The organism is Candidatus Rhodoluna planktonica, assembly GCF_001854225.1.
In the GTDB taxonomy this organism is placed as follows: domain Bacteria; phylum Actinomycetota; class Actinomycetes; order Actinomycetales; family Microbacteriaceae; genus Rhodoluna; species Rhodoluna planktonica.
The window spans coordinates 1037332-1060684 of the sequence record NZ_CP015208.1 but is presented as its reverse complement, the minus strand read 5'-3'; the positions used below and the strand labels follow the sequence as shown (position 1 = coordinate 1060684).

Annotated in this window: 25 protein-coding genes and 1 tRNA gene; 12 read left to right on the top strand and 14 right to left on the bottom strand. The window is 52.2% G+C overall.

Going from position 1 to position 23353, the window contains the following annotated elements; translation table 11 throughout:
* The first annotated feature begins 14 nt into the window (after positions 1-14).
* The 3 genes from A4Z71_RS05300 to secA all read left to right on the top strand — a co-directional run bounded on the left by A4Z71_RS05300 (position 15) and on the right by secA (position 4214).
* Positions 15-758, top strand: a complete 744-nt coding sequence (locus A4Z71_RS05300; protein ID WP_145943918.1) for a ComF family protein — start codon at positions 15-17, stop codon at positions 756-758.
* Between the two features lie 41 nt (positions 759-799).
* Entirely contained in the window at positions 800-1426 is a 627-nt protein-coding gene (gene hpf / locus A4Z71_RS05295; RefSeq protein ID WP_070954873.1) for a ribosome hibernation-promoting factor, HPF/YfiA family, read from the top strand.
* A 100-nt stretch (positions 1427-1526) separates the two neighbouring features.
* Positions 1527-4214: a preprotein translocase subunit SecA gene (gene secA / locus A4Z71_RS05290; RefSeq protein ID WP_070954872.1), complete on the top strand. Its 2688-nt coding sequence runs from the start codon at positions 1527-1529 to the stop codon at positions 4212-4214.
* 33 nt (positions 4215-4247) lie between these two features.
* On the opposite strand, the gene A4Z71_RS05285 is transcribed toward secA, so the two are convergent.
* Positions 4248-4790, bottom strand: coding sequence for an Rv3235 family protein (locus tag A4Z71_RS05285; RefSeq protein WP_084028435.1), 543 nt, complete (start codon positions 4788-4790; stop codon positions 4248-4250).
* Between the two features lie 151 nt (positions 4791-4941).
* On the opposite strand from A4Z71_RS05285, the gene A4Z71_RS05280 reads away from it, so the two are divergent.
* Genes A4Z71_RS05280 through A4Z71_RS05265 form a run of 4 tightly spaced genes read left to right on the top strand, consistent with a single transcriptional unit; the run spans position 4942 to position 8359 of the window.
* Positions 4942-5454 carry a hypothetical protein gene (locus A4Z71_RS05280; protein ID WP_070954871.1) on the top strand — a complete coding sequence of 171 codons (513 nt, stop codon included), beginning with the start codon at positions 4942-4944 and terminating at the stop codon, positions 5452-5454.
* Positions 5455-5459: 5 nt separating this feature from the next.
* Complete coding sequence (locus A4Z71_RS05275; RefSeq protein ID WP_070954870.1) at positions 5460-6071, top strand: CpaB family protein; 612 nt, start codon at positions 5460-5462, stop codon at positions 6069-6071.
* Positions 6071-6883: a MinD/ParA family ATP-binding protein gene (locus A4Z71_RS05270; protein WP_070954869.1), complete on the top strand. Its 813-nt coding sequence runs from the start codon at positions 6071-6073 to the stop codon at positions 6881-6883. The genes A4Z71_RS05275 and A4Z71_RS05270 overlap by 1 nt, the downstream gene beginning before the upstream one ends.
* Positions 6884-8359, top strand: coding sequence for a sensor histidine kinase (locus A4Z71_RS05265; RefSeq protein ID WP_070954868.1), 1476 nt, complete (start codon positions 6884-6886; stop codon positions 8357-8359).
* Between the two features lie 38 nt (positions 8360-8397).
* On the opposite strand, the gene A4Z71_RS05260 is transcribed toward A4Z71_RS05265, so the two are convergent.
* Positions 8398-8646 carry a WhiB family transcriptional regulator gene (locus A4Z71_RS05260; RefSeq protein WP_070954867.1) on the bottom strand — a complete coding sequence of 83 codons (249 nt, stop codon included), beginning with the start codon at positions 8644-8646 and terminating at the stop codon, positions 8398-8400.
* Between the two features lie 161 nt (positions 8647-8807).
* Between A4Z71_RS05260 and A4Z71_RS05255 the strand changes: the two genes are divergently transcribed.
* Complete coding sequence (locus tag A4Z71_RS05255) at positions 8808-9206, top strand: hypothetical protein (protein ID WP_070954866.1); 399 nt, start codon at positions 8808-8810, stop codon at positions 9204-9206.
* 11 nt (positions 9207-9217) lie between these two features.
* Here A4Z71_RS05255 and A4Z71_RS05250 read toward each other — a convergent pair whose 3' ends face one another.
* Positions 9218-9691 (bottom strand): peroxiredoxin, encoded by a 474-nt coding sequence (locus A4Z71_RS05250; protein ID WP_070954865.1) that lies wholly within the window; start codon positions 9689-9691, stop codon positions 9218-9220.
* 32 nt (positions 9692-9723) lie between these two features.
* Positions 9724-10197, bottom strand: a complete 474-nt coding sequence (gene bcp / locus A4Z71_RS05245; protein ID WP_070954864.1) for a thioredoxin-dependent thiol peroxidase — start codon at positions 10195-10197, stop codon at positions 9724-9726.
* 80 nt (positions 10198-10277) lie between these two features.
* Between bcp and A4Z71_RS05240 the strand changes: the two genes are divergently transcribed.
* Together A4Z71_RS05240 and A4Z71_RS05235 are read left to right on the top strand one after the other, a co-directional pair.
* Positions 10278-10353: transfer RNA gene (locus A4Z71_RS05240), tRNA-Lys, on the top strand.
* Positions 10354-10484: 131 nt separating this feature from the next.
* A complete protein-coding gene (locus A4Z71_RS05235; RefSeq protein ID WP_070954863.1) occupies positions 10485-11336 on the top strand; it encodes a VOC family protein in 852 nt (283 codons plus the stop codon).
* Here A4Z71_RS05235 and A4Z71_RS05230 read toward each other — a convergent pair.
* Genes A4Z71_RS05230 through A4Z71_RS05210 form a run of 5 tightly spaced genes read right to left on the bottom strand, consistent with a single transcriptional unit; the run spans position 11300 to position 16845 of the window.
* Positions 11300-12418, bottom strand: a complete 1119-nt coding sequence (locus A4Z71_RS05230; protein WP_070954862.1) for a cysteine desulfurase family protein — start codon at positions 12416-12418, stop codon at positions 11300-11302. The two genes, A4Z71_RS05235 and A4Z71_RS05230, sit on opposite strands and share 37 nt — an antisense overlap.
* Positions 12418-13293 carry a carboxylating nicotinate-nucleotide diphosphorylase gene (gene nadC / locus A4Z71_RS05225; protein WP_070954861.1) on the bottom strand — a complete coding sequence of 292 codons (876 nt, stop codon included), beginning with the start codon at positions 13291-13293 and terminating at the stop codon, positions 12418-12420. Before nadC ends, A4Z71_RS05230 begins: the two co-directional genes overlap by 1 nt.
* Entirely contained in the window at positions 13290-14852 is a 1563-nt protein-coding gene (gene nadB, locus A4Z71_RS07030; protein ID WP_070954860.1) for an L-aspartate oxidase, read from the bottom strand. The genes nadC and nadB overlap by 4 nt, the downstream gene beginning before the upstream one ends.
* A complete protein-coding gene (gene nadA, locus A4Z71_RS07025) occupies positions 14852-16132 on the bottom strand; it encodes a quinolinate synthase NadA (protein WP_070954859.1) in 1281 nt (426 codons plus the stop codon). The genes nadB and nadA overlap by 1 nt, the downstream gene beginning before the upstream one ends.
* The gene (locus A4Z71_RS05210) at positions 16129-16845 is read right to left on the bottom strand and encodes an NUDIX hydrolase (protein ID WP_145943916.1); all 717 of its coding nucleotides are present in this window, start codon (positions 16843-16845) and stop codon (positions 16129-16131) included. The genes nadA and A4Z71_RS05210 overlap by 4 nt, the downstream gene beginning before the upstream one ends.
* A 121-nt stretch (positions 16846-16966) precedes the next feature.
* Between A4Z71_RS05210 and A4Z71_RS05205 the strand changes: the two genes are divergently transcribed.
* Entirely contained in the window at positions 16967-17635 is a 669-nt protein-coding gene (locus tag A4Z71_RS05205) for a SprT-like domain-containing protein (protein ID WP_236858518.1), read from the top strand.
* Between the two features lie 47 nt (positions 17636-17682).
* On the opposite strand, the gene A4Z71_RS05200 is transcribed toward A4Z71_RS05205, so the two are convergent.
* Genes A4Z71_RS05200 through A4Z71_RS07115 form a run of 5 tightly spaced genes read right to left on the bottom strand, consistent with a single transcriptional unit; the run spans position 17683 to position 21612 of the window.
* Positions 17683-18525: a prenyltransferase gene (locus tag A4Z71_RS05200; protein WP_070954858.1), complete on the bottom strand. Its 843-nt coding sequence runs from the start codon at positions 18523-18525 to the stop codon at positions 17683-17685.
* Complete coding sequence (locus tag A4Z71_RS05195) at positions 18518-18817, bottom strand: lycopene cyclase domain-containing protein (protein ID WP_070954857.1); 300 nt, start codon at positions 18815-18817, stop codon at positions 18518-18520. Before A4Z71_RS05195 ends, A4Z71_RS05200 begins: the two co-directional genes overlap by 8 nt.
* The gene (locus A4Z71_RS05190) at positions 18814-19122 is read right to left on the bottom strand and encodes a lycopene cyclase domain-containing protein (RefSeq protein ID WP_070954856.1); all 309 of its coding nucleotides are present in this window, start codon (positions 19120-19122) and stop codon (positions 18814-18816) included. The genes A4Z71_RS05195 and A4Z71_RS05190 overlap by 4 nt, the downstream gene beginning before the upstream one ends.
* 1 nt (position 19123) lies before the next feature.
* Positions 19124-20722 (bottom strand): phytoene desaturase family protein, encoded by a 1599-nt coding sequence (crtI, locus tag A4Z71_RS05185; RefSeq protein ID WP_070954855.1) that lies wholly within the window; start codon positions 20720-20722, stop codon positions 19124-19126.
* Complete coding sequence (locus A4Z71_RS07115) at positions 20719-21612, bottom strand: phytoene/squalene synthase family protein (protein ID WP_236858517.1); 894 nt, start codon at positions 21610-21612, stop codon at positions 20719-20721. The genes crtI and A4Z71_RS07115 overlap by 4 nt, the downstream gene beginning before the upstream one ends.
* 38 nt (positions 21613-21650) lie before the next feature.
* Here A4Z71_RS07115 and ilvD point away from each other — a divergent pair, with 38 nt between their 5' ends.
* Entirely contained in the window at positions 21651-23342 is a 1692-nt protein-coding gene (ilvD, locus tag A4Z71_RS05175; protein WP_070954854.1) for a dihydroxy-acid dehydratase, read from the top strand.
* Positions 23343-23353 lie beyond the last annotated feature (11 nt).

Sequence of the window (23353 nt, the reverse complement as noted above, 5' to 3'; positions counted from 1 at the left end):
TCCAGAATGAAACAATGGCGTTGACCCAAAAGTTGCTCGATTTTTTCCTACCGGCAAAGTGTCTTTCCTGTGACAGCGAGCCCTCGGTAATCTGCCGCAATTGCCTTTCTTCGCTGCTCACCGATCCGCTGGATGTAACTCGCGCTCAACCACAACTTGGGCTTCACCAAATCTGCGGCACAGCCGTGGTTGACTATTCACCGCAGGCTGCCAAACTGATCTCTGCCTTCAAAGAACAGCAGCTTTTTTCGTTAGCAAAGCCGATGGCCGAACTTATGGTTGCCGCTTTGCTCAAATCAAATTTTGTTGCAGAATGGCAAGACAATAATTCAGTGCCTATAGTTTTGGTACCGATTCCAAGCACCAGCACTTCCAAACTCAAACGCGGATTCGTGCCAGCGCAACTGCTGGCTCAGGCCTGCGCCCAGCTGCTTCGCAAACATGATGCGTTCAAGTCGGCCAGAATCTCGGTTGCCGCAGGGCTAGTGGTTAGCGACCGAGCCGACCAGGCCAAACTTGACCGAGGCAGTCGTTTCGAAGTTAGTCGAAACAGCATGAAGTTTTATGGCAGCATCAGCCAGGCTTCATTGGTGCTATTGATCGACGACCTAATTACCACCGGGGCATCCATTTTCGAAGCCAGGCGGGCCATTTCGCATACTTTGTCTGCCGAGCTTTTGAGCCTAGTCAATTTCACATTCTTGACGTTTGCTGAAACAAGTTTGAAATTGGTAACACGCAACGAAAAAAAGGTATAACTTTCAATCACGGGCAATGTTGCCCGCAATTGGAGGTCATCATGGAAGTTATCATCACCGCCAAAAACCTTACGGTTTCCGATCGTTTTCGCGACTATGTCGCCGATCGAGCCCACAAGGTAGAGCAGCTGGCGCATCGAGTTCAAAATCTCACCATCAAAGTAACTCGACATGATCACAGCCGAACCTCGGGCCCTGAAGACCAGGTAGAACTTACTGTGTTTGAACCAGGTCATGTAATTCGCGCTGAGGCGCACGCGAGCGACAAATTTGCCGCCTTCGACATAGCGCTGGGCAAGCTTTCTGAGCGCTTGCGTCGGGCAAATGACAAGCGAAAAGTTCACCACGGTCGCCACGGTTCAATCGGAACCAGTGAGCTAACCGCGCACGACTTTGCTGAGCTCGACGTTCGTCCGGTTGATTCTGATGTTTTGCTTGGCAAGACCAACGATGTCGAATCGGTGTCTGAGGCGCCAGATTTTGGCGAAAGTCCGGTGGTTATTCGTCGCAAAAGCTTTGAGTCAGTTCCAATGACCGTTGACGACGCTTTGTACCACATGGAGTTGGTCGGGCACGATTTCTACCTATTCCTAGATATTGAAACCAATAAACCAAGCGTGGTTTATCGACGCAAAGGCTGGAATTACGGAGTAATCAGCCTCGATTAAGCCAGTCGCGAACCTTAGCAACCTGCAGGCCCCTCCCCGGTTGGGAAGGGGCCTGCAGTCTAAGATTGAAGAACAACCAAAATCAGGTTTGGAGTAAATCTTGGCAAACATTATCGACAAGCTCTTGCGCGCTGGCGAAGGCCGTGTCCTAGCACGTCTGCGCAACTATGCCGAAGCAATTAATGCCCTCGAGGAAAATTTCACCGCGCTCAGCGACGAAGAGTTGCGCAATGAAACAACAACGCTGCGCGACCGCTACGCGTCCGGCGAGTCTCTCGATGATTTGCTACCAGAGGCATTCGCAGCGGTTCGCGAAGCTTCAAAGCGCACGCTTGGCTTGCGTCACTTCGATGTGCAGCTCATGGGTGGTGCGGCTCTGCACCTGGGCAACATTGCTGAAATGCGTACCGGTGAAGGTAAGACTTTGGTCGCTACCTTGCCTGCCTACCTAAATGCAATTGCAGGTCGTGGCGTCCACATCGTGACTGTTAACGACTTCTTGGCTGGCTACCAGAGTGAATTGATGGGTCGCGTATTTCGTGCCCTAGGCATGACCACGGGCTGCATCCTGTCGGGGCAAGATCCTCAAGAACGCCGCGAGCAGTACTTGGCTGACATCACTTACGGAACCAACAACGAGTTTGGTTTCGACTATCTTCGCGACAACATGGCCTGGCAGCAGTCAGACATGGTTCAGCGCGGCCACTTTTACGCGATTGTCGACGAGGTTGACTCAATCCTTATCGATGAGGCCAGAACTCCGCTGATTATTTCTGGTCCAGCCTCGGGTGACGCTAACCGTTGGTTCGCCGAATTTGCCAAGATTGCTGAAAAACTGCAGCCGGTCATCGACTATGAAGTAGATGAAAAGAAGCGCACCATCGGCATTCTCGAGCCCGGTATTGAAAAAGTAGAAGATTACCTAGGTATTGAAAACCTCTATGAGTCGGCAAACACACCGCTCATCTCGTTTTTGAATAATTCGATTCGTGCGAAGGCCTTGTTCAAGCGCGACAAAGACTACGTGGTCATGGATGGTGAAGTTCTAATCGTTGATGAACACACCGGACGCATCTTGGCCGGTCGACGCTACAACGAGGGTATTCACCAAGCGATTGAAGCTAAAGAGGGTGTCGAGGTAAAGGCCGAGAACCAGACTTTGGCTACCATCACGCTGCAGAACTATTTCCGCCTTTACAAAAAACTCTCCGGCATGACCGGTACCGCTGAAACTGAAGCGGCTGAGTTCATGAGTACTTACAAGCTTGGGGTTGTCCCAATTCCAACCAACAAGCCGATGATTCGCATCGACCAGCCAGATTTGATTTACAAGAATGAAGAAGTCAAATTCAACATGGTTGTTGCCGATATCGTTGAGCGCCACAAAACCGGACAGCCGGTTTTGGTTGGTACCACCAGCGTCGAAAAGAGCGAGTATCTTTCGAAATTGTTGGCTAAAGCCGGGGTTCGCCACGAAGTTTTGAACGCTAAAAACCATGCCCGTGAGGCGGCAATTGTTGCCCAGGCAGGTCGACTAGGTGCGGTCACGGTGGCAACCAATATGGCCGGTCGCGGTACCGACATCATGCTCGGTGGTAATGCTGAATTCCTCACTGTCGAAGCACTGCAGAAACGCAACCTCGACGCCGATGAAAACCCAGCCGAGTACCAGGCAGCCTGGGAACAAGAATTTGCCAAGATCAAAGAAGAAGTTGCGATTGAGGCTGAGAAAGTTCTAAGTGTCGGTGGCTTGTACGTGTTGGGTACTGAGCGTCACGAATCACGCCGCATCGACAACCAGCTTCGCGGTCGTGCGGGTCGCCAGGGCGATCAGGGTGAATCTCGTTTCTATCTATCCCTAACCGACGACCTGATGCGTTTGTTCAATTCTGGTGCCGCCAGCGCTCTAATGAACCGCTCGGGTGTTCCAGACGAAATGGCTATCGAATCAAAGGTGGTCAGTCGGGCAATCGCGTCTGCGCAATCTCAGGTTGAGGGCCGCAACGCTGAAATTCGCAAAAACGTTTTGAAGTATGACGATGTGCTCAACCGTCAGCGTGAAGCAATTTACAATGACCGTCGCCACATTCTTGAGGGTGATGACATCGCCGATCGCGTTGAAGGCTTCCTTGAAGATGCAATCGCCAACATTGTTGAGAGCCACATCTCAGACAGTGCGGGCAGCGACTGGAACCTAGATGCTCTGTGGGCAGAGTTGAAGACCATTTACCAAATCGGTCTAGAAATCCAAGAGGTTTTGGCTGAAGCAGGAAACCGCTCGAAACTAACCCGTGCCTGGCTAACCCGAGAAATCGTCAGCGATGCCAAGCTTGCCTATCTAAAGCGCGCCGAGTCAATCGGCGAAGAAGCAATGCGTGAACTTGAGCGTCGAGTTGTGCTTTCGGTTGTTGACCGCAGATGGCGTGACCACCTCTACGAGATGGATTACCTCAAAGAAGGTATTGGCCTTCGAGCTATGGCGCAACGCGACCCGCTGGTTGAATACCAGCGCGAGGGTTACGGAATGTTCCAGCAGATGATGGGTGCCATCAAAGAAGAGGTAGTCGGTTACCTGTTCAACATTGAAGTTTCGGTCCAGCCAGCAGTTACAGAAGTTGATCAGTCTGCCTTGACCTACATTTCACCTAACGAGGATGGCAACGCCGAGGTTCACCAAGGCAACGAGGCTGCCAAGCCGGCCACTCCTCGAAGAGCGGCTCCAAACAGCAATGCTGCTAATGAAGCCAAACCCGATAGTGGCGCAGGAAGTAGTTTCTTTAGGTCATAAAGAAAAGGGAGGCCATAGGCCTCCCTTTTTTACTTACAGCACCGAAAGTGCAACAGCACGCCACCGATCGTTGAATCCTTCGAGGCGAATCGCAACGGCTCGATTTCGAGTCGGTGATGTCATGATTACCGCCGATTCAACTACCCCTTCGCGAGGGTAGGTGGTTTTGATTGAACCGACCGTGAAGTGCTGATGCTTGGCTTTGATTCCTAGCGCATCGCGCTGTTGCTGAGCATCGATAGCTCGCTGGACGAGTCGCTCGAGAACCCCGTCACTGAGTAGTCGAGCAAGTTGGAAAGCACTTCTGGTGCCTGAGATAACTTCGATAACCCCAATAGCCAAAGCTCGCAAAATTAGCTCTGGGTCAGGTAATTCGGAAGTTTTGTTGTATTTTTTGCCGAAGAACTCTGCTTCTTCGATTGGGTTTGAGACATTGCGCGGTTCTGGTTTTTTGCTAGACGGTCGTTTCTTATTCGGCTGGCTTTTCTTTTTTGCCGGCTTCGCTTCAGCTTCGTTGCTATTGGCTTTGGCTATGTCTGGATCTTGCTCATTCTTTTCATTTTTATTTGCGGCCATCACTGCCCCCTACTGTGCTCTTGAAGATGTGCCTGCCTTGGGCGTACCAAGGAATTAAGAAGATAGACCTTCGTATATCCGAAGGTCAAGTGATTTTCTAAACCTGTGGATAACTCTGAAATATTTCTCGCCCACTCGGTGAAATATCAAAATGGATGAAAATGCATGGTTCGATGATTTGGATGCTGAACTAGATTTTCTGGCCCAACCCGAAATGCTGATGGCCGAACATCTTGCTCAGATTGGGATTGGGTTGCTCAACTCTGCTACAAATCCGCCGCGTCAATTGGCAAATATCGTGGTCGGTAGTGATTTTGTCGCAGGTCTTGAGCTAATGCAGGGCTACTGGATTGTGCTGCCCACCTGCCGAATTTCCAGGCTGGTCAACTTGGTGCCGGCGAGCGCAAAAATACCTCAGGCAATGCTGATTCAGACGAATCTTGCCGGCTACTTAGCGCAACTGCCTAAATTGGCTGAGGTGCGCATCCAGGTTCAGGGTCAAAGCTGGTGTCGTGGGGCACTTATGGTTTGCGAGGGTTCGTTGGTGATGATTCGCGATTACCAGGCGCAGGCAACTGCCTTCATACCCAGCGCCAGCATAGATGAGGTTCAAATTCTTGCTGTGGATAACTCCGGAGCATTCTTGGCTAATCGGAGAGATTGATTACTATGAAGAATTTCTCTCTCAAACAAAGATCAGTCTTTCGCATTGTTGCTGGGTTGGTTATTGCAGTATCCAGCAGTGCTACGGCATGGCTGATGCTCTCCGACGACTCCAAGAAAACTGAGATTTGGGTGGCTGCTCAAAACTTGCCCGCGGGTGCTTCCATTAGTTCCAATAGTTTTCGCTTGGTTGAGATCGACATAGGCTCAGCATCAGGGTTGTACCTAACCAAAGATGAGCTTCCCGCCCAGGCCTATGTTTTGGGGCCGGTTAGATCTGGCGAATTTATTTCCAAAGCTAATCTGGCAACGGCAGTTTTAGATGACAGAGCACCGGTTGTGGTCTGGTCCAACATGCCACTTGCCCGGGGCGTTGTTCCCGGTTCGACCGTTGATATCTGGGCGTGGTTTGGTGAACTCGAAGAAAAGTTTCAAGAGCCGGTCAAGCTTGTCGATGCCGCAGAGGTGGCTAATGTCTCTGAAAACGATGGGGTCTTCGCAAATTCGCAAACCAGTGTCGAATTATGGGTGCCGCAGGTGGCTGTCGGTGAGGTTTTGAAAGCCGTAGGCGCCGAAGCAAAAATATCAATCGTGCTCAGACCAACTTTGATCGACTGATGCGCAAAGCGGTATTTTGGTCTGCTGGCGGCTCTGTTGGTAAAAGTAGCCTTGCGCTTGCTGGTGCCGTTCAACTGGCCAGCCGAGGTTTACGGGTGCTTTTAGTTGACCTAGATTTTGAAAACCCAGGGCTACACCTAAATTTGGCGCTCGCCACCCCGCCGGCAGGCATCGCCGCACTGCTGCGCTTAGCCAGTCAGAAAAGACTAAGCTCCGAAGAATTTGAGCGTCTAACTATCAGCCTGTCTAGCCCTAACGGCAAGTTGGTGCTCATTCCGGGGTTGCCTAACCGAACCCGAGCAAGCGAGATCAATGCTGAATCTCTCGCTGAGCTCTTCCAGTTTTGCGAAACCGAATTTGACTGGGTTGTCATAGATGCTGCAGTTGGATGCTTTCTGGTCGACCAAAACACTATGTCTAACTCTCTTATCGAGTTTTTCTCGCATTCAGAATCTGTGGTTGTAATTTCTAGCACCGAGCCAACGGCTATCTATCGACTGGTAGCTAATTGGCCGCAATTGCGGTTGGTTCTGCCCGAGCAAACTCATTTGGTGGTGAATCGGGTACGCGAATCTGTGCTTGGCAAGTCTGTGCGCCAGCAGGTAGTTGAAACATTCGAGCGTTTACTGAATCTTTCCCCGGCGCTGATGATTGGCGAGCACAGTAAAGAATTCGACCAGGCGATTCGCACCGGCAATCCAATTGATTCAAGTTCAAAATCCAGTACTGTTTCGGCAGCGGTGCGGTCTCTGGTCGGGTTGATACTCGATTCACCAAGTGAATTGCAGTTGCGCGTGGCTAAACTCGGTTAGGTGTCAACACTTAGCGAACTAGTCAAAAGACATTCCGATGCGTCGCATTCTGATGTCGAATGGTTGCATTTGCTGCAGGTCGAGTGGCAGCTTATAGCCGACCTAGTCTTTGCTGATTTGGTGCTCTGGATTCCAACTCGCGATGGTGGCTTTGTCGCTGCTGGGCATGCTCGACCATCAAGCGCACCAACCATGTTTTATCGTGACATCTCGGGCGAACCAATTCGAAAAGATTGGCAGGGCAAAGTCGCCAAGGCCTATAAAGAGGGCGTGCCAGTAGGTCTCGAACAGGCAAATGGTCATGACCTAGAGGTTTCGCGCCTCAGTGCAATCCCGGTTCGGCGCCGCCTTAATTCGAAATCTGAAGAAGTGACCTCGGTGCCGATTGCTGTGGTAACTAAGCACGCAAACATTGCAGAAGCTCAAACGCCGAATCGACTCCAGCTAAATTACCTAAGTTGCGGACTTGAACTGTTGAACATGGTTGCCCAAGGTGCTTTCCCAGATTTCAGCAACCCAACCGGCCCCAAACGCGGTGCTCCGCGCGCTAACGATGGTCTGCTACGGCTAGATTTCGATGGCAATGTGGTTTTTGCAAGCCCCAACGCACTATCGGCTTTCAACCGACTTGGCATAGCCGGTGAACTTGAGGGCAAATCTTTGGCCGAGGCGGCAACTCCGGTGCTGAAGGGCAAATCAAACGTGGATGAAAGTCTGCCGTTGGTGCTTACTGGGCGTGCTCCCTGGCGCACCGACATGGATTCACGCAACGTAACACTTAATGTTCGAGCCATCCCGTTGAAAGAGCAGGGTGTTAGAACCGGTGCTTTGGTGCTGTGTCGTGACGTTACTGAATTGCGACGCCAAGAGCGAGAACTGATTACCAAAGACGCGACAATTCGCGAGATTCACCATCGAGTGAAAAACAATTTGCAAACAGTAGCCAGCCTGTTGCGAATTCAGTCAAGGCGAAGTGACAGCGAAGAAGTTAAAGAGCAACTCAGTCAGGCTATGCGCCGGGTAGCGGCTATTGCGGTTGTTCACGACACTCTCTCTGAGGGCTTGGCTCAGGACGTGAACTTCGACGAAGTTTTTGATCGGGCGCTGATGCTTACCAGCGAGGTTGCTTCGCTCCATAACACAACCGTGAAGACACTAATTGATGGAAAGTTTGGCCAACTTCGCAGCGAGGTTGCGACGCCACTTGCTGTGGCGCTTACCGAGATTGTTGCCAACGCGGTCGAGCATGGTCTGGCCGGAAAAAACGGTGTGGTGCACGTGGTGGCAGAGCGCAAACCGAAAAACCTGACCATTACCGTTTCAGATAACGGGGTTGCACTCGACGTAAACAAAATCGGTACCGGTCTTGGTACGCAAATTATCAAGACACTCATCGAAGGCGAGCTTCGGGGAACAATCAACTGGATGGCGCCCGCAGACGGCGGTTCCAGAGTGGTGATTCACATTCCGCTATAAAAAAATCCCGCTGAATTCAGCGGGATTTTCAAATTCTGCTAGCCAGCGCGTCGAGCTCGAGCGTATTTGCGCTTTAGCGACTTGCGTTCGTCTTCGCTTAGGCCACCCCAAACACCGGTGTCCTGGTTTTCTTTGATTGCGTACTCGAGGCAACTGGTAGCCACCGAGCATTCGCGACAAACTGCTTTAGCTTGATCGATTTGCTCTACTGCCGGCCCAGTGTTTCCAACTGGAAAGAAAAGTTCAGGGTCTTCGGTGAGGCAACGGGCTTCATTGAGCCACTGCATATCCATCAATGCTGTATTCCTTTATTCTGAGCGAACGCAACTAGGTTGAGTTCTAAAATTTAGGGATTTCCGACTACTAGTTGAGGTAACTTTGCGGTAACTTTCCTGAGAAAATCGTTTCACACCCATAGCCGTTTGGCAAGACCCAATTTAGGAATCAGATGACTGAAAACAATAAAAAACCCGCAGCCCTGAAGGTGCTTTCTGGTCTGATTTTTCTGGAAGGACTTGTCGTGCTTGGTTTGGCTGTCATTCTCTTGATCCAAGTTGTCACCGGGGAAATTACCAGTTTTATAGCCGCTATCTCTTTGCTCGCTTTGGTCTCGGCTGCTGCAGCTTGGGTGATTACCATCGCTATTAATTTGCTTTCAGGAATGCGTTGGTCGAGAAGTGGCGCAGTATTTTGGCAGTTTGTGCAGTTAGCGGTTGCTATGGGCAGTTTTGGCGGCCAGTTTGGCTCTCAGGCAATCGGCTGGGCTATTTTTGCACCATCCGCGATCGGCCTCTACCTGCTGTTCCGCGGCGACGTGGTAGCAGCTACGCAAAGCTCTAAGAGTTAGAACCAGGGATTTTACAGGCCGAGTTTGCGAAGCAACATGGCAACGTGGCCGGTGGCTTTCACGTTGTAAAGCGGCAAAATAACTTGGCCATTTTCATCAATCACAATGGTCGAGCGAAGCACACCTCGGTAAAGCTTGCCGTAAAGGCTCTTATTTCCGTAGGCACCGAATGCTTTGTGAACCGCGAATGATTCATCGCTCAGGAAGGTGTAGTTAAGGCCGTGGCGGTCTTGAAACTCAGCCAACTTCACGACCGAGTCGGGGGAGACGCCAACTACCTGGAAGCCGCCCGATTCGAATGCCTCAAGTTCATTGTTGAACTCGACAGATTCCATGGTGCAACCAGGTGAGCCTGCAGCGGGAAAGAAGAAGAAAATTGTTTTTTTGCCAACGATGCTTTGATTTGAAAAAGCCTGGCCTGACTGGGTGAGTGCGTCGAACTGGGGGATCTGGTCGCCTTTTTCAAGCTTGGCAAAATCTTCCATGCCCCCAGTTTAGGGGCTCTCTGCAGACTCTCTTAGAGCCCTAAGGAATCTCTCAGGAAAGACACATGTCCGGAAGCTTTGACGTTGTAAAAGGCGTGGCTCACCTTGCCCGCCTCATCTACAACGACTGTCGAGCGGATAGTGCCGTAATACTCTTTTCCGTACATGCTTTTCTTGCCGTAGGCCCCGTACGCTTGCTGAACTGCGCTGTCTTCATCGCTCAGCAAATCGAAGTTCAAAGATTCTTTGTCGGCAAATTTTCGCAATTTTCCAGGTTTGTCGGGTGAAATACCAAGAACCACATACCCGGCTGACTTCAATGAGTTCAAGTTATCTCTGAAGTCACAGGCCTGCGTGGTGCAACCCGGCGTAGCGGCGGCGGGGTAGAAGTAAACAATGACCTTTTTACCTAGGTAATCGCTTAGGCCAACTTCTTGCCCATCCTGGTTATTTAGGGTGAAATTTGGTGCCGCAGCACCAACTTCTAGTTTGGTTTCTTCGCTCATGTCTCTAGCAAGTTCAAAATCCAGTTTTTCATTCCCGCTCGAAGGTGCTATTCTCTTATCTCGTTGTGCTTGCACAGCACGCGCCTCTAGCTCAATCGGCAGAGCAACTGACTCTTAATCAGTGGGTTCCGGGTTCAAGTCCCGGGGGGCGCACCAAATTCTGCAGAACTCGCTCAGTGCGAGTTTTTTTATGCCCGCCCGGCCTCCAGCGCAATAATTCAAAAATCTAGGCGATCAATTTGAGCACTGCTTGCAGAAATAAGTAAAGGGGGGCTAGACTAAAAAACATGAACACACTTCCCGCCAACATCTCAATGGGCGCAGTGACCCTTCGAGTTGCTGATTTAGATGCCATGCTGCGTTATTACCGTGACGGGGTCGGCCTCGAAATTTTGAGCGAAATACCCGGCGGCTACATCCTTGGGCGCGGCCAGAACGCTGCCCTTTTGTTGCAGCACGCCCCTGAGCTGAAACACGCGGGGCCTTCAGATGCTGGCCTGTTTCACACCGCATTTTTATTTGACACTCAAGCCGAGTTGGCCGCTGCGGTTGCATCGGTGGCGCGGCAATACCCTGGCTCATTCACCGGTAGTGCCGACCACCTGGTTTCTGAAGCCTTCTACTTCGATGACCCAGAGGGCAACGGAGTCGAGCTTTACTTCGACCGAGAGCGCAGCAGCTGGAGCTGGCAGCACGGTCAAATATCGATGGATACGCTGCCGCTAGACCCAAATAATTACCTTGCCAAACATCTAAATTCGCAGTCCGCGATTGCCTCTAAGGTTGGCCACGTGCACTTGAGTGTTGGAAACATTGCGCAAGCTCAAGATTTCTACGTAAATAAATTGGGCTTCGACGTCACCTTGAATTGGGGTGGCACGGCACTGTTTGTTTCGGCCGGCGGTTACCACCATCATATGGCGATGAACATCTGGCGATCTCGAGGTGCCTCAGTGCGTCAGCAAACACTCGGCTTGGGTGATGTTTCGATTGTGCTACCTGACGCAGACTCATTCGGCGCCATTGGCGAGCGTCTCAATGACTCTGGTCTTCAACTTCGTAATGATGGCGAAAAAATTAGCCTCGATGACCCGTGGGGTAATCAGGTAACGCTGTCTACAAGTGCCACAACTGCCTGATCTAGGTCGGCTTCGGTGGTGAAATGCCCCAAACTAAAGCGCACCGCGGTTTGAGCCAAGTCTGGGTCGTAACCCAAGGCAATCAAAACATGGGATGGTTCATCGCTGCCGGCCGCACAAGCTGAACCACTCGAGCAAATAATTCCGCGACGCTCAAGTTCCAGCAAAATCGTTTCGCCGTTTAGTCCGGCAAAAGTAAAACCGATGATGTTTGCCAAGCGGTTGTGGGTTGGCCCGCTCAGCTTTGCCATTGGCACTTTGGTCAACACATCGTCGATAAATTTCTTGCTCAATTTTTCAACCCGTTTGGACTCGGCAGTTGAATCCTCGAGCAAATCCAAAGCAGTTGCCAGAGCGACAGCCCAAGCAACGTTTTCGGTTCCAGATCGGCGCTCAAATTCTTGCCCGCCACCGTGCAAAAGTGGCTCAACTGCAAATCTGGCTTTGATAAAAACCGCCCCTGAGCCTTTAGGGGCACCAACTTTATGCCCTGAAAATGAAAGGGCATCTATACCCAGTGTTTTTATATTGCAATCTAGCCAACCGACCGCCTGCACCGCGTCGGTATGAAAAAGCGCTCCAACCTGATGTGTAATTTCAGCCAGCTCGGCGATTGGATGCACAATTCCGATTTCGTTGTTGGCATACATCAGTGAAACTAGCGTTGAATCTGCACGCAGGCTCTCGCTCAGGTCTGCCGGACTAATTCGACCTTCGCCATCAACCGGCAGCCAACTTACTTCAAATCCGTGTTGTCTTTCGAGAAAATCGATTGCTGCCAAAACCGCTTCGTGTTCAGTTTTTGCCGAGATTAGATGCTTGCCTCGAGGATTAGCTAACGCCAGCCCAATTATCGCCAAATTAGCGCCCTCGGTACCCCCAGAGGTGAAGGTGATTTCAGAGGGTCTAGCATTGAAAAACTTAGCCACCCGCTCTCTAGATTTTTCGAGCGCATCGTGGGCTCTGAGTCCTAATTCGTGCTTGCTTGATGGGTTACCAAATTCACTGCTAAGCCATGGCCAGGCAGCCTCGAGAGCTTCGCGGCGAACCGGCGTAGTAGCGGCATTGTCAAGGTAAATCATCACTGAATCTCGATGTCTAGTCCTAGATCTAACGCTCTCGCACTATGTGTGAGGGCACCGACTGAAATGTAGTCGACTCCGGTACTCGCGATTTCAGCAACGGTCTGCAAGTTGACGCCACCTGAAGCTTCGATCTTTGCGGCCGAGCCAATTTTTTCGACTCCGGTTCGCATATCTGCCAGCGAAAAATTGTCCAGCATGATGATGTCGGCTCCGCCGCCTAGGACAGCCTCAATTTGATCAAGACGGTCAACTTCCACTTCTAATTTCATCCCCGCTGGAAGTTCATTTTTCACCCGACGCAATTCGGTAGCTAAGTCTTTGCCTCCGGCGGTCAAAACCGCAAGGTGGTTGTCTTTCGCCATCACCATGTCACTGAGGGAAAAACGATGATTTTGTCCACCTCCGCAGAGCACTGCGTGACGCTCAAAAACGCGCAATCCAGGTGTGGTTTTTCGCGTGTCTAGAATTTTTGCTCGGCTACCTTCAACGGCTCGAACATACTGTGCGGTAAGCGTGGCGATTCCACTCATTCGTTGAACAAAATTTAGGCCGATACGTTCACCCTGCAAAACTGCTCGCGCTGGGCCAGAAACGCGCGCCAGTAAGTCTCCGGCGCTGAAAACCTGCCCCTCATCAGCGAGCAATTCCACATCGATGGTTTCGTCAAGCAATTTGAAAGCTGCGAGAAACACCGGTCCACCGGAAAAGACACCTGGCTCACGAGCATTCAGCAATGCCATCGCGTTTGCCTGAGCGGGAATCAGGTGTTCACTGGTGACATCCCCGTTCGGAGCATCCTCTTTTAGGGCAGCAGATACGACGCTAATCACGTCGTCGATACTTAGGGGAGATGCCTCCAGATTCGGTCTCATGCTTTCCTCACAATGATTGATTTAGCCAATTCTGGCCTCGTTTGAGGGTAATCCAGTCGGAAGTGTCCGCCGCGGGATTCTTCTCTGGCTAGCGCGGCCGAGGTAACTGCGCCCGCCAGAAGCAGCAGATTTGCGTCTTCCCAATCGGTAAAGAGCCGACCAGATTCTTCTGCGCCGTGCCAATCCGCCAATGCCTTTTGGGTGGCTGAAAGTTGATTTCCGGTTCTGGCCAGACCGACGTTGTCCCACATCAAAGTTTGCAATTCGACGCGGTCAACTACTTGTCCAGCGGTTGTGGCTTCGCCAGCTGCCTGGCGATCTCGTTTCGGGGCCAGATTCTCGACGATTTCAATCTGCTGAAGGGCATTTTCAAGGTTCGCGTGACTTGCCGCAATTTCCCATTTTTCATCAAGGGTGGCAACTGCGCGGTGCGCGAATACAACCGATTCCAGCAACGAGTTTGATGCCAAACGGTTTGCCCCATGTACTCCGGTGCAGGCTACCTCGCCGACGGCGTAAAGCCCTTCGATGTTGGTGCGACCCCAGATATCGGTGGCCACGCCGCCCATCCAATAGTGCGCTGCCGGGGTAACCGGTATAGGTTGTTTAGCCCAGTTGAGACCGTATTTTCTGGTGGCCGCGGTAATGCTAGGGAAGCGTTCTTCAAGGAATTTTTCGCCGAGTGCAGTGGCATCGAGCAGCACTGGTTGGCCGCCCTGGGCCATCATTTGGGTTTGAATCGAGCGGGCAACAACATCGCGCGGGGCTAGTTCGGCAAGCGGGTGAATTGCTTTCATAAAGCGCTCACCGTCCTGATTTACCAGGATGGCTCCCTCGCCGCGAACGGCTTCAGAAATTAGGTAACTTCCCGGCACAGCCAGCGCGGTCGGGTGAAATTGATAAAACTCAACATCGGCCAGTAAGGCGCCGGCTCGAAATGCTGCCGCCACTCCGTCACCGGTTGTTACGGCTGGATTGGTGGTGTGCCGGTAAAGCTGGCCGGCACCACCGCTGGCCAAAATTACCTGGTCGGCTTCGACAAGTTTGCGCCCATCGACAGTCAGTATTTCAACACCGGCGACTTTGCCGGCCGATGTCGAAATACCAATGAGAAACGTGTGCTCAAAAATAGTTTTCAACTGTGAACGGGCCGCACGCACCAGCGCATTACTGATGTCGGCACCGGTGGTGTCGCCTCCGGCGTGCAAAATACGCGGATGAGAGTGTGCGGCCTCTAGGCCCAGGGCAAAGTTGCCATTTTGGCGGTCAAAATTTACTCCGAAATTCACCAGGTCGGTTATTCTTGCCGGGCCTTCGGCGCAGAGCACCTCAACTGCTGGCCGGAAGCAAAAATCTGCACCGGCGAACAAGGTGTCGGTCACATGCTCGGCAACGCTGTCTTCGCTTGAGACCACAGCGGCAATGCCTCCTTGGGCATAGTGGGTGTTGCTTTCGGCGAGCACATCCTTGGTGATCAGGGTCACCTCATGCTTTTTTGCAGCCTCGACAGCGGCAACCAAACCGGCGATGCCGCTGCCAACAACAATTACTTTGCTCATTACAGGGGCTTCGCTGCCAACATGCGCTCTAGTGCAATCTTGGCGTTTTCAGAAACTTCAGCACTGACCTTGATTTGGTTTACGACTTCGCCGGCAACCAGTCGCTCAAGCACCCAAGCTAGGTAGCCAGGGTGAATGCGATACATGGTTGAGCAGGGGCAGACCACTGGGTCAAGACAGAAAATATTGTGCTGCGGGTATTGCGCTGCCAACCGCTGAACCATGTTGATTTCGGTGCCGATGGCAAAGGTGGTTGGTTCAGTCGCGCCGGCCACGGCTTTGCGAATGTAATCGGTCGAGCCATACTCGTCGGCGGCATCCACCACCGGCATTGGGCATTCTGGGTGAACAATTACGCGAACGTTTTCAAATTCTGCTCGCGCTTTTTCAATTTGCTGAACATTGAATCGTTTGTGAACCGAGCAAAAACCATTCCACAAAATGACTTTTGCCTTCTCTAGATCAGCCGCCGTGTTTCCACCCAGCGGCTTGCGGCCATGCCACAGTGGCATGTCGTCAATCGATACGCCCATCGCCTTTGCGGTGTTTCGTCCCAGGTGCTGATCTGGGAAGAACAGCACGCGCTGACCGCGTTCGAAAGCCCACTTCAAAACAACTTCGGCATTTGATGAGGTGCAAACAATTCCGCCGTGGGCACCGCAGAAGGCTTTCAATGCGGCCGAAGAATTCATGTAGGTAACCGGGATGACTGGAACTCGACCCTGTGAGTCTGGCTCGGTACCGTAAAGCTCCTCCAACTGTTCCCAGGCTTCGGTGACCGAATCAATATCGGCCATGTCGGCCATCGAACATCCTGCGGCTAGGTTTGGCAAAATCACAGCTTGATTTTCAGCGGAGAGAATATCGGCTGTCTCGGCCATAAAGTGCACACCGCAGAAAACAATAGCCTCAGCCTCTGGGTGTGCCTTGGCTGCGTTCGCCAATTGGAATGAATCACCCAGATAGTCAGCGTGTTGGACGATTTCATCGCGCTGGTAGAAATGCCCCAAAATAACAACCCGGTCACCCAGGGTTTGTTTGGCAGCAATAATTCGCTCGTGCAGTTCTGCATCGCTGGCGAGTCGGTATTCGGCCGGCAAGACACCCTGGGTTGGCGAGTCGGCCGGAATGGTGTCTTCGCTCGAAGCACCCGGGCCATAATGTGCCGGGCCGCCATCGAATTCCCAAGGTCCCTTGACTAAGCTCGGGCTGCAGGTTGAGTCTTTACTCGCACCTTTAACGATGAGCTGGATGCGCTCATTGACCGATGCAGTTGTCATGATATTTCTCCTTGAGGGCGTGACAGTGGCCCGTTATCGCTTAGGTTGATGTCCGCGTTTGAGCGGTAAAGCTGTGGTGGGCGGTGTTTCGCTCCACTGAGTCGCTCGCCAGTGGCCACTACAGTGCCCGAGGCTTCAACGGTTCGTCGGAAATTTCCTGGATCTAGTTCTTTTCCCAAAATTGATTCATAAACTTCACGAAGTTGCGCCATGGTGAATTGTTCGCCCAAAAATCCGTGAGCCACCGAACTGTAAGAAACTTTGTTGCGCAAACGCCACAGTGCGTATTCGACAATCAAGTTGTGGTCGAAGGCCAGTTGTGGAACCTCATCGGCAAAATACCAGGCAACATTTTCCGATTCGATAGCCTGCTGCGCTTCTTCGTTACCCACTAGGGCCCAGTAAACGATTGATACCACGCGCTCTGATTCTTGTAGTAGGGGAGAGCGATTCAATTCGCCGAATGCAAAAAGCTGCTCGAGATACCTGGGCTTTAGTCCGGTGGTGCTTTGCAGCGTGCGGGCAGCCGCGTCAGAAAGTCCTTCGTTAAGACCTAGTGGGCCTCCCGGTAGTGCCCAACGGCCTTCATACGGGGCCCTGATTCGTCGAACCAATGGCAATGCCAGTTTGATAGACCCGGATGCGTCTGGTCGCAGCGCAAAGATTACGGTTGACACCGCAAGTGCTGGAAGATGCTGCTGGGTAATTGACAAAAGGTAACCTTTGTAAAAGTCAGTTTGACATTAACTAGTTTCATCTTAGTGTCAGTTTGACAATAACTACAAGTTTGCTGGCTAACTCGAGCTTCGGTAAGTCGGCGATAAACTCACCTCGATGCAGTTGACCGAAGCAAAGATTCTTGAATTGGCTTATCAGCCAGAACTTGCTATTGCCCAATTAACCGCGGTTTTCGATCGGCAAGAGCAAGAGCAGTTCGATGTCGCAGTTGAAGTTGCAGACCTACCAACAATTGCTCGGCTCGAGAACATCGGATTTCAACTGGGGAGACAGTTCAACTCGGGCAAAACGCGAATGCAAAGAATGCGGCTCGATCGATTCAGTTTCATTCGAACTCAAGCTGAAATAAAAATCGCCGAGCACCTAGATCCGGCGATTTGGAGTTTTGGTTTTGATTCGGCTAAGCGCCGGGCCGGGCTCTGTGATTACACAAACTCGAAAATCACCATCTCAAAGTATTTTGCTCAGATTCACTCCGTGGATGAAACCATGCAGGTGGTGCTGCATGAAATCGCTCACGGCATCTGTGGCAAAAAAGCCGGGCACACCAAAAAATGGCTGACGGTGGCTAAGTCGATTGGTTATCGGGCCGAAAAATTTACCGGCACCCAAATCGCTGCAGAAACGGCTCGCTGGGTCGGCACCTGCGCCGCGGGGCATGCTCACTATCGCTACCGAAAACCAACTAGACCCATGTCTTGCGCGCTGTGTTCGCCAAAATACTCTCGTTTTCACCTAATCGGTTGGAACGAACGCGAGCTCTAGCCCAGCCCGGCAGGACAGAAGCGAAAAGAAATGTCGAAACCCCTGCGCTAGAGAACCAGCAGGGTAATCATGGCTCCAGCAAAGTAGTTGAGCCAAATAAATTTTCGCCAACCACGATTTGCGTCAGCACAGCCTTCGTCGCTGATGTTCAAAAATGGTGCCACCACGATTAGGTAAGGCACGAAAGCCAAAGCCATCAGAGTGTTGGCGTTGGGAATCGTGAAAATCATCGCGATTGCGATCAGGTAGCAGACCAGTGCAAAGCGAACGGTATTTTTTGCCCCGATCTGAGTGGCAATCGAAGCGACACCACCCATCCGGTCAGCCATCACATCCTGTACGGCCCCGAAAGCATGTGAGGCCATACCCCAGAGCATGAAAGTGATCAGAACTGGCAGGGCAATTCCATCGAGCAGCGAGACGTTAGCCAATGCCAATGCGTAAGCCAGCGGCCCAACAAAGTGCAACGCCGACGTAAACGAATCTAAAAACGGGCGCTCCTTGAAACGCAATTTTGGAACGCTGTAGGCGACCACCGCAAAAACCGTCAGAACCAAAATCACCTTGGCTGACCAAGGGCCCACCGTGAGTAGGTAAATAAAGAAGGGGAGCGGTGTCAAAAACGAAATCAGCAGTGTGGCTCGGTGAAATTTAGGTGCCAGCAATGCCCCTTCAATTGAACCTTTTCTGGGGTTGCGCAGATCGCTCTCGTAGTCGAAAACATCGTTGATGCCGTACATCAAAAGGTTGTACGGAATCAGAAAGAAAAATGTTCCCAAAACCATTTCAATCGAAATTGATTGAGTGATTAGCCAGTAGGTGAAAGCGAACGGATAAGCGGTGTTGATCCATGAAATTGGCCGAGAGGCCCAAAATAGTTGGCTAATCATTTGACCGGGTTCTTCCCCGAGTCAGTGAAATTGCTATCGATAAAAGCGTCGGTGTGGCCACCGCGTAGGCGAAGTCTTCGATGGGGGCGACGCCAATTTTTATCCCCGAAATTAGGCTCGGGTCGTATGCCACGATGCCGGTGAGAATGATGAGATTATCGAACACCGCGGTGAGCAAAACCAGCACCAAAGTTGCTACGGAAATCGCGCGCCAGGGCAGTTGTTTTCTAAGGACCAGGGCAACCACACCGAGGCCGGCTAAGAAAACTAAATTCAACAGGGCGTAGGTCATGCTGGCCACTTTCTAAGTGCAGCGCGAAGCAGCAACAACCCGTTGTAGTTCAGCAGGAACAGAAAGAAAACTTCTTCCAAAGGCAATTCCGGGCCCAGCAAAATTCCGCTGAGCAGATCGCCTTCACCGCGGAAAAAGATTCCTAGATTTATGCCGGCGATGTCCCAGGCGAGAAAAAAGGCAACACCAACCAGAAGTGGGCAGAAGTACCTGCGATTGACCGAAAGTGCCAAGCGGTGTCGATAATCCAGGGCATAGCTGCCGGCTATGGCAACTATCAGAGCACCCAGATAAACGAAGCCCAAGTTAGCGAAGGCCCTTCCAAGCGCTCTCTGGCAACGGCTTCAATTCATGCTGAATCGGGCCACTACTGCGGTCGTCAACCAAGTGCTTGTAAACCAACTCGGCGCCGATTAGGCACATTGGCAAACCAATACCGGGAATCGAGTGGTGACCGGCGTAGAACAGGTTGCTTACTTTTTTGCTGCGATTCTTTGGCCGGAAAAAAGCACTCTGCATCAGGGTGTGAGCCATGCCCAGCGCGGTTCCAGACCAGGCATTCAAATCGTCGACGAAATCTTGTGGCCCCATGGTGCGTCGCAAAACGATGCGTTCTTTGAGGTCGGGAATTTCACACCAAGCGGCAATCTGATCGATAATCCGATCGGCCGCTGCTTCAAACTCGGCGTCACCAGAGCCGTTAATGCCGCCCTTACCAAGCTTTGGATCGGCCGCAATTGGAACTAGAACGAAAAGGTTCTCATAGCCTTCAGGAGCAACGGTTGGGTCGGTAATACTCGGCGCGCAAATGTAAAGCGACGCCGGATTAGGGATAATGCTCTCTTTACCGTTGCGACGGTCTTTGGCCGAGATGAAAACATCGGCAAAGTTCTTGTCCCAGTCATCTGCGTAAAGCAGAGTGTGGTGATCGAGTTGCGGAATCTTTCCCTTGACGCCTAGGTAGAGCAATAGGGCGGATGGGCCGGGAACTTTGTCACGCCAGTACTTTTCTGGCAGAGTCTGGTCTTTTTCAGACAACAGCTTGGTTTCGATGTGGTGCAAATCGGCGTTGCCAATTACCAGATCGGCACTGAAAACAGCATCGCCTACTCGAACCCCGGTGGCCACGCCACGGTCGGTTTCAATTTTGGTGACTTTTGAATTAACTCGGATGTCAACGCCGTGCTGTTTGGCTAAACGCTCGATTGCTTCGATGACGGTGTAAAGACCCCCCATCGGATAAAAGACTCCGACATTCATATCTACGTGAGTCATCAGGTGGTACATGCTCGGGGTGTCGTAAGGCGATGCTCCCAGAAATACCGCTGGGAAATTGAGAATTTTGCGTAGGCGCTTGTCAGTCACGTGCTGGGCCGCAAATTTGTCTAGCGGAGTCAGCAGGTGACGGATGAAACGGGCCGCTCGAGACAGAACCTCTGGGTGAACAAACGAGCGGGCATCCTTGAAGTTCGTGTACAGAAAATGCTTGATCGACAGTTTGTAGGCATCCTCGGCTGAGTCAACATAGTTTTGCAGGCGCTCGCCAGCGCCGGGTTCGATCGCGTCGAAAAGCTTCTTGTTCTCTTCCAGTGATTCGCGAACGATCAGCTTGTCGCCGTAGCCCTCGTTGCGTGTTTGATAAGCGGGGTCAAGACGCACCAGGTCTAACTCTTTTTCGGCGGTGGTGCCCATTAGTTTGAAAAACTGCTCGAAAGCCTCGGGCATCAAGTACCAGCTTGGGCCCATGTCAAATTTGAAGCCATCCTGTTCCCACAAATAGGCGCGACCGCCAACTTTTTCGCGTGCTTCAAGAACGGTGACCTTCATTCCAGATTTCGCGAGCAAGCAGGCTGTTGCGAGTCCGGCGATACCGCCGCCAACTACTACTGCGGTTTTTTGAGTCATTTGGGGGTCGCTCCTGAAATTGCTTTTATGAGGATGAGGATTTTCTTGGGGTCGGAAACGCGTACTCGGGTGCTAACCAATTTGCTAGCCGAAGTATTCTCAATTTCTCGATTCAAAGCATCGAAGAAAAGCAAAGCTGCGGAAACTGCCTTCCTAGCTGATTTCGGCAGCCCCGGGATTCCGCTCATTGCGACGCGAATTTCAGAATCGATTTCGGCAACCAGCGCGGTTTTGTCAGCTTCGCTGAAATTCAGCGGGTCAATGCCCGGAAAGTAGCATCGGCCGAGGGTTTGAAAATCTGCGGCCAAATCGCGCAAGAAATTTACCTTCTGAAATGCCGAGCCAAGTGCCCGAGCTGGAGTCACGAGTTGTTCATAAGGCCAAGCGCTCTTATCGGCTGCCACGAAAGCTTTCACGCACATCAGACCGACAACTTCAGCTGAGCCGTAAATGTATTTCTCATAGGCGGCCTGATCGTAGACAACCGGGTTGAGGTCCATGCGCATTGAATCGAAAAACGGTTCGATTAGGTCGCGTCCGATTCCCAGCGCGCGGGCCGAAGAACTAAATGCTTGAACTACTAAATCGGTGCTGAAGCCAATTTCGAGTGCCTGATAAATTTCGTCTTCGTAGGCGTTGAGCAACTTCTCGGCGCGAGCCATACTGCCTTTACCCATGGCCTCAACCGCTGAACCGTCGACAACTTCATCGGCCACACGGACCATCGCATAGATGTTTGCGATGTGCGTGCGGGTTGCTGCAGGCAAAAGTTTTGAAGCCCAACCAAAGGATGTCGAGTAGTCGCGAATGACCATGGCTGCGGCGTGCTCTGCGGCGGCTCGATAGCGTTGCAGGTTCGTCGACTGGGTCGCGTCGTTGTTGGAGTCCACGGTTTCAGACTACCTCGCTAGAAAGTAGGATTAACACTATGTCTGTAGATATCAAGCCGCGCTCTCGCGACGTAACCGATGGAATCGAAAAAGCAGCCTCTCGAGGCATGCTTCGTGCTGTTGGTATGGGAGATGAAGACTGGGTCAAACCACAAATCGGTATCGCCAGTTCTTGGAACGAAATCACCCCCTGTAACCTTTCGCTTGATCGACTAGCTCAGGCTGCAAAAGAAGGTGTGCACCAGGGTGGCGGCTACCCGCTCGAATTCGGCACCATCTCGGTATCCGATGGAATCTCGATGGGGCACGAGGGCATGCACTTCTCGCTGGTCTCACGCGAGGTAATCGCCGACTCGGTTGAAACCGTGATGCAGGCAGAGCGTCTAGACGGCTCGGTGCTTTTGGCCGGTTGCGACAAGTCGCTGCCCGGAATGTTGATGGCGGCAGCCCGCCTCGATCTAGCTTCGGTATTTCTTTACGCCGGTTCGATCATGCCTGGTTGGGTGCGTCTCGAAGACGGCACCGAGAAGCAGGTAACCATCATCGATGCTTTCGAAGCAGTCGGTGCCTGCAAAGCCGGAAAAATGTCTGAAGAAGACCTAGGCCGCATTGAGCGAGCCATCTGCCCAGGCGAAGGCGCCTGCGGCGGCATGTACACTGCAAACACCATGGCCTCAGCAGCAGAGGCTCTAGGCATGAGCCTTCCAGGCTCGGCAGCACCACCTTCGGCTGACCGTCGTCGCGACAACTGGGCACACCGCTCGGGTGAAGCTGTAGTGAATCTTTTGCGTTTGGGTATCACCGCTCGCGACATTTTGACCAAGAAAGCGTTTGAAAACGCAATCGCGGTGACCATGGCTTTCGGTGGTTCCACCAACGCCGTGCTACACCTGCTAGCAATTGCTCGCGAGGCAGATGTCGACCTAACCCTCGACGACTTCAACCGAATTGCCGATAAGGTTCCGCACCTGGGCGACCTAAAGCCTTTCGGCCAGTACGTGATGACCGACGTTGACCGTGTCGGTGGCGTTCCGGTGGTTATGAAGGCCTTGCTCGACGCAGGTCTAATTCACGGTGATGCCCTCACCGTTACCGGCAAGACTGTGGCCGAGAACCTCGCTGGCATCAACCCGCCAGACCCAGACGGCAAGATCATCCGCTCACTGAACAATCCAATTCACAAGACCGGTGGTATCTCAATCCTCAAGGGCTCACTGGCTCCAGAGGGCGCGGTAGTTAAGACCGCCGGTTTCGACCTCGAAGAATTCACCGGTACCGCTCGCGTGTTCGAACGCGAACGTGCTGCCATGGATGCACTGACCGAAGGCAAAATCGGCAAGGGCGACGTTGTGGTAATCCGCTACGAAGGTCCAAAGGGTGGCCCAGGTATGCGTGAGATGCTAGCCATCACCGGAGCAATTAAGGGTGCCGGTTTGGGCAAAGATGTCCTACTATTGACTGACGGACGATTCTCAGGCGGCACAACCGGCCTCTGCATCGGCCACATTGCACCAGAGGCCACCGAAGGTGGACCAATTGCTCTGGTTCGCGATGGCGACTTGATTCGAGTCAACATCGCTGCTCGTTCGCTCGAACTACTCGTTGAGCCTGAAGAGCTGGCTGCCCGCAAGCAGGATTGGCAGCCGCTTCCACCTCGTTACACCCGAGGTGTTCTCGCGAAATATTCCAAGCTCGTTCACTCTGCAGCAGAGGGAGCAGTCTGCGGCTAGTTCGCTAAGCC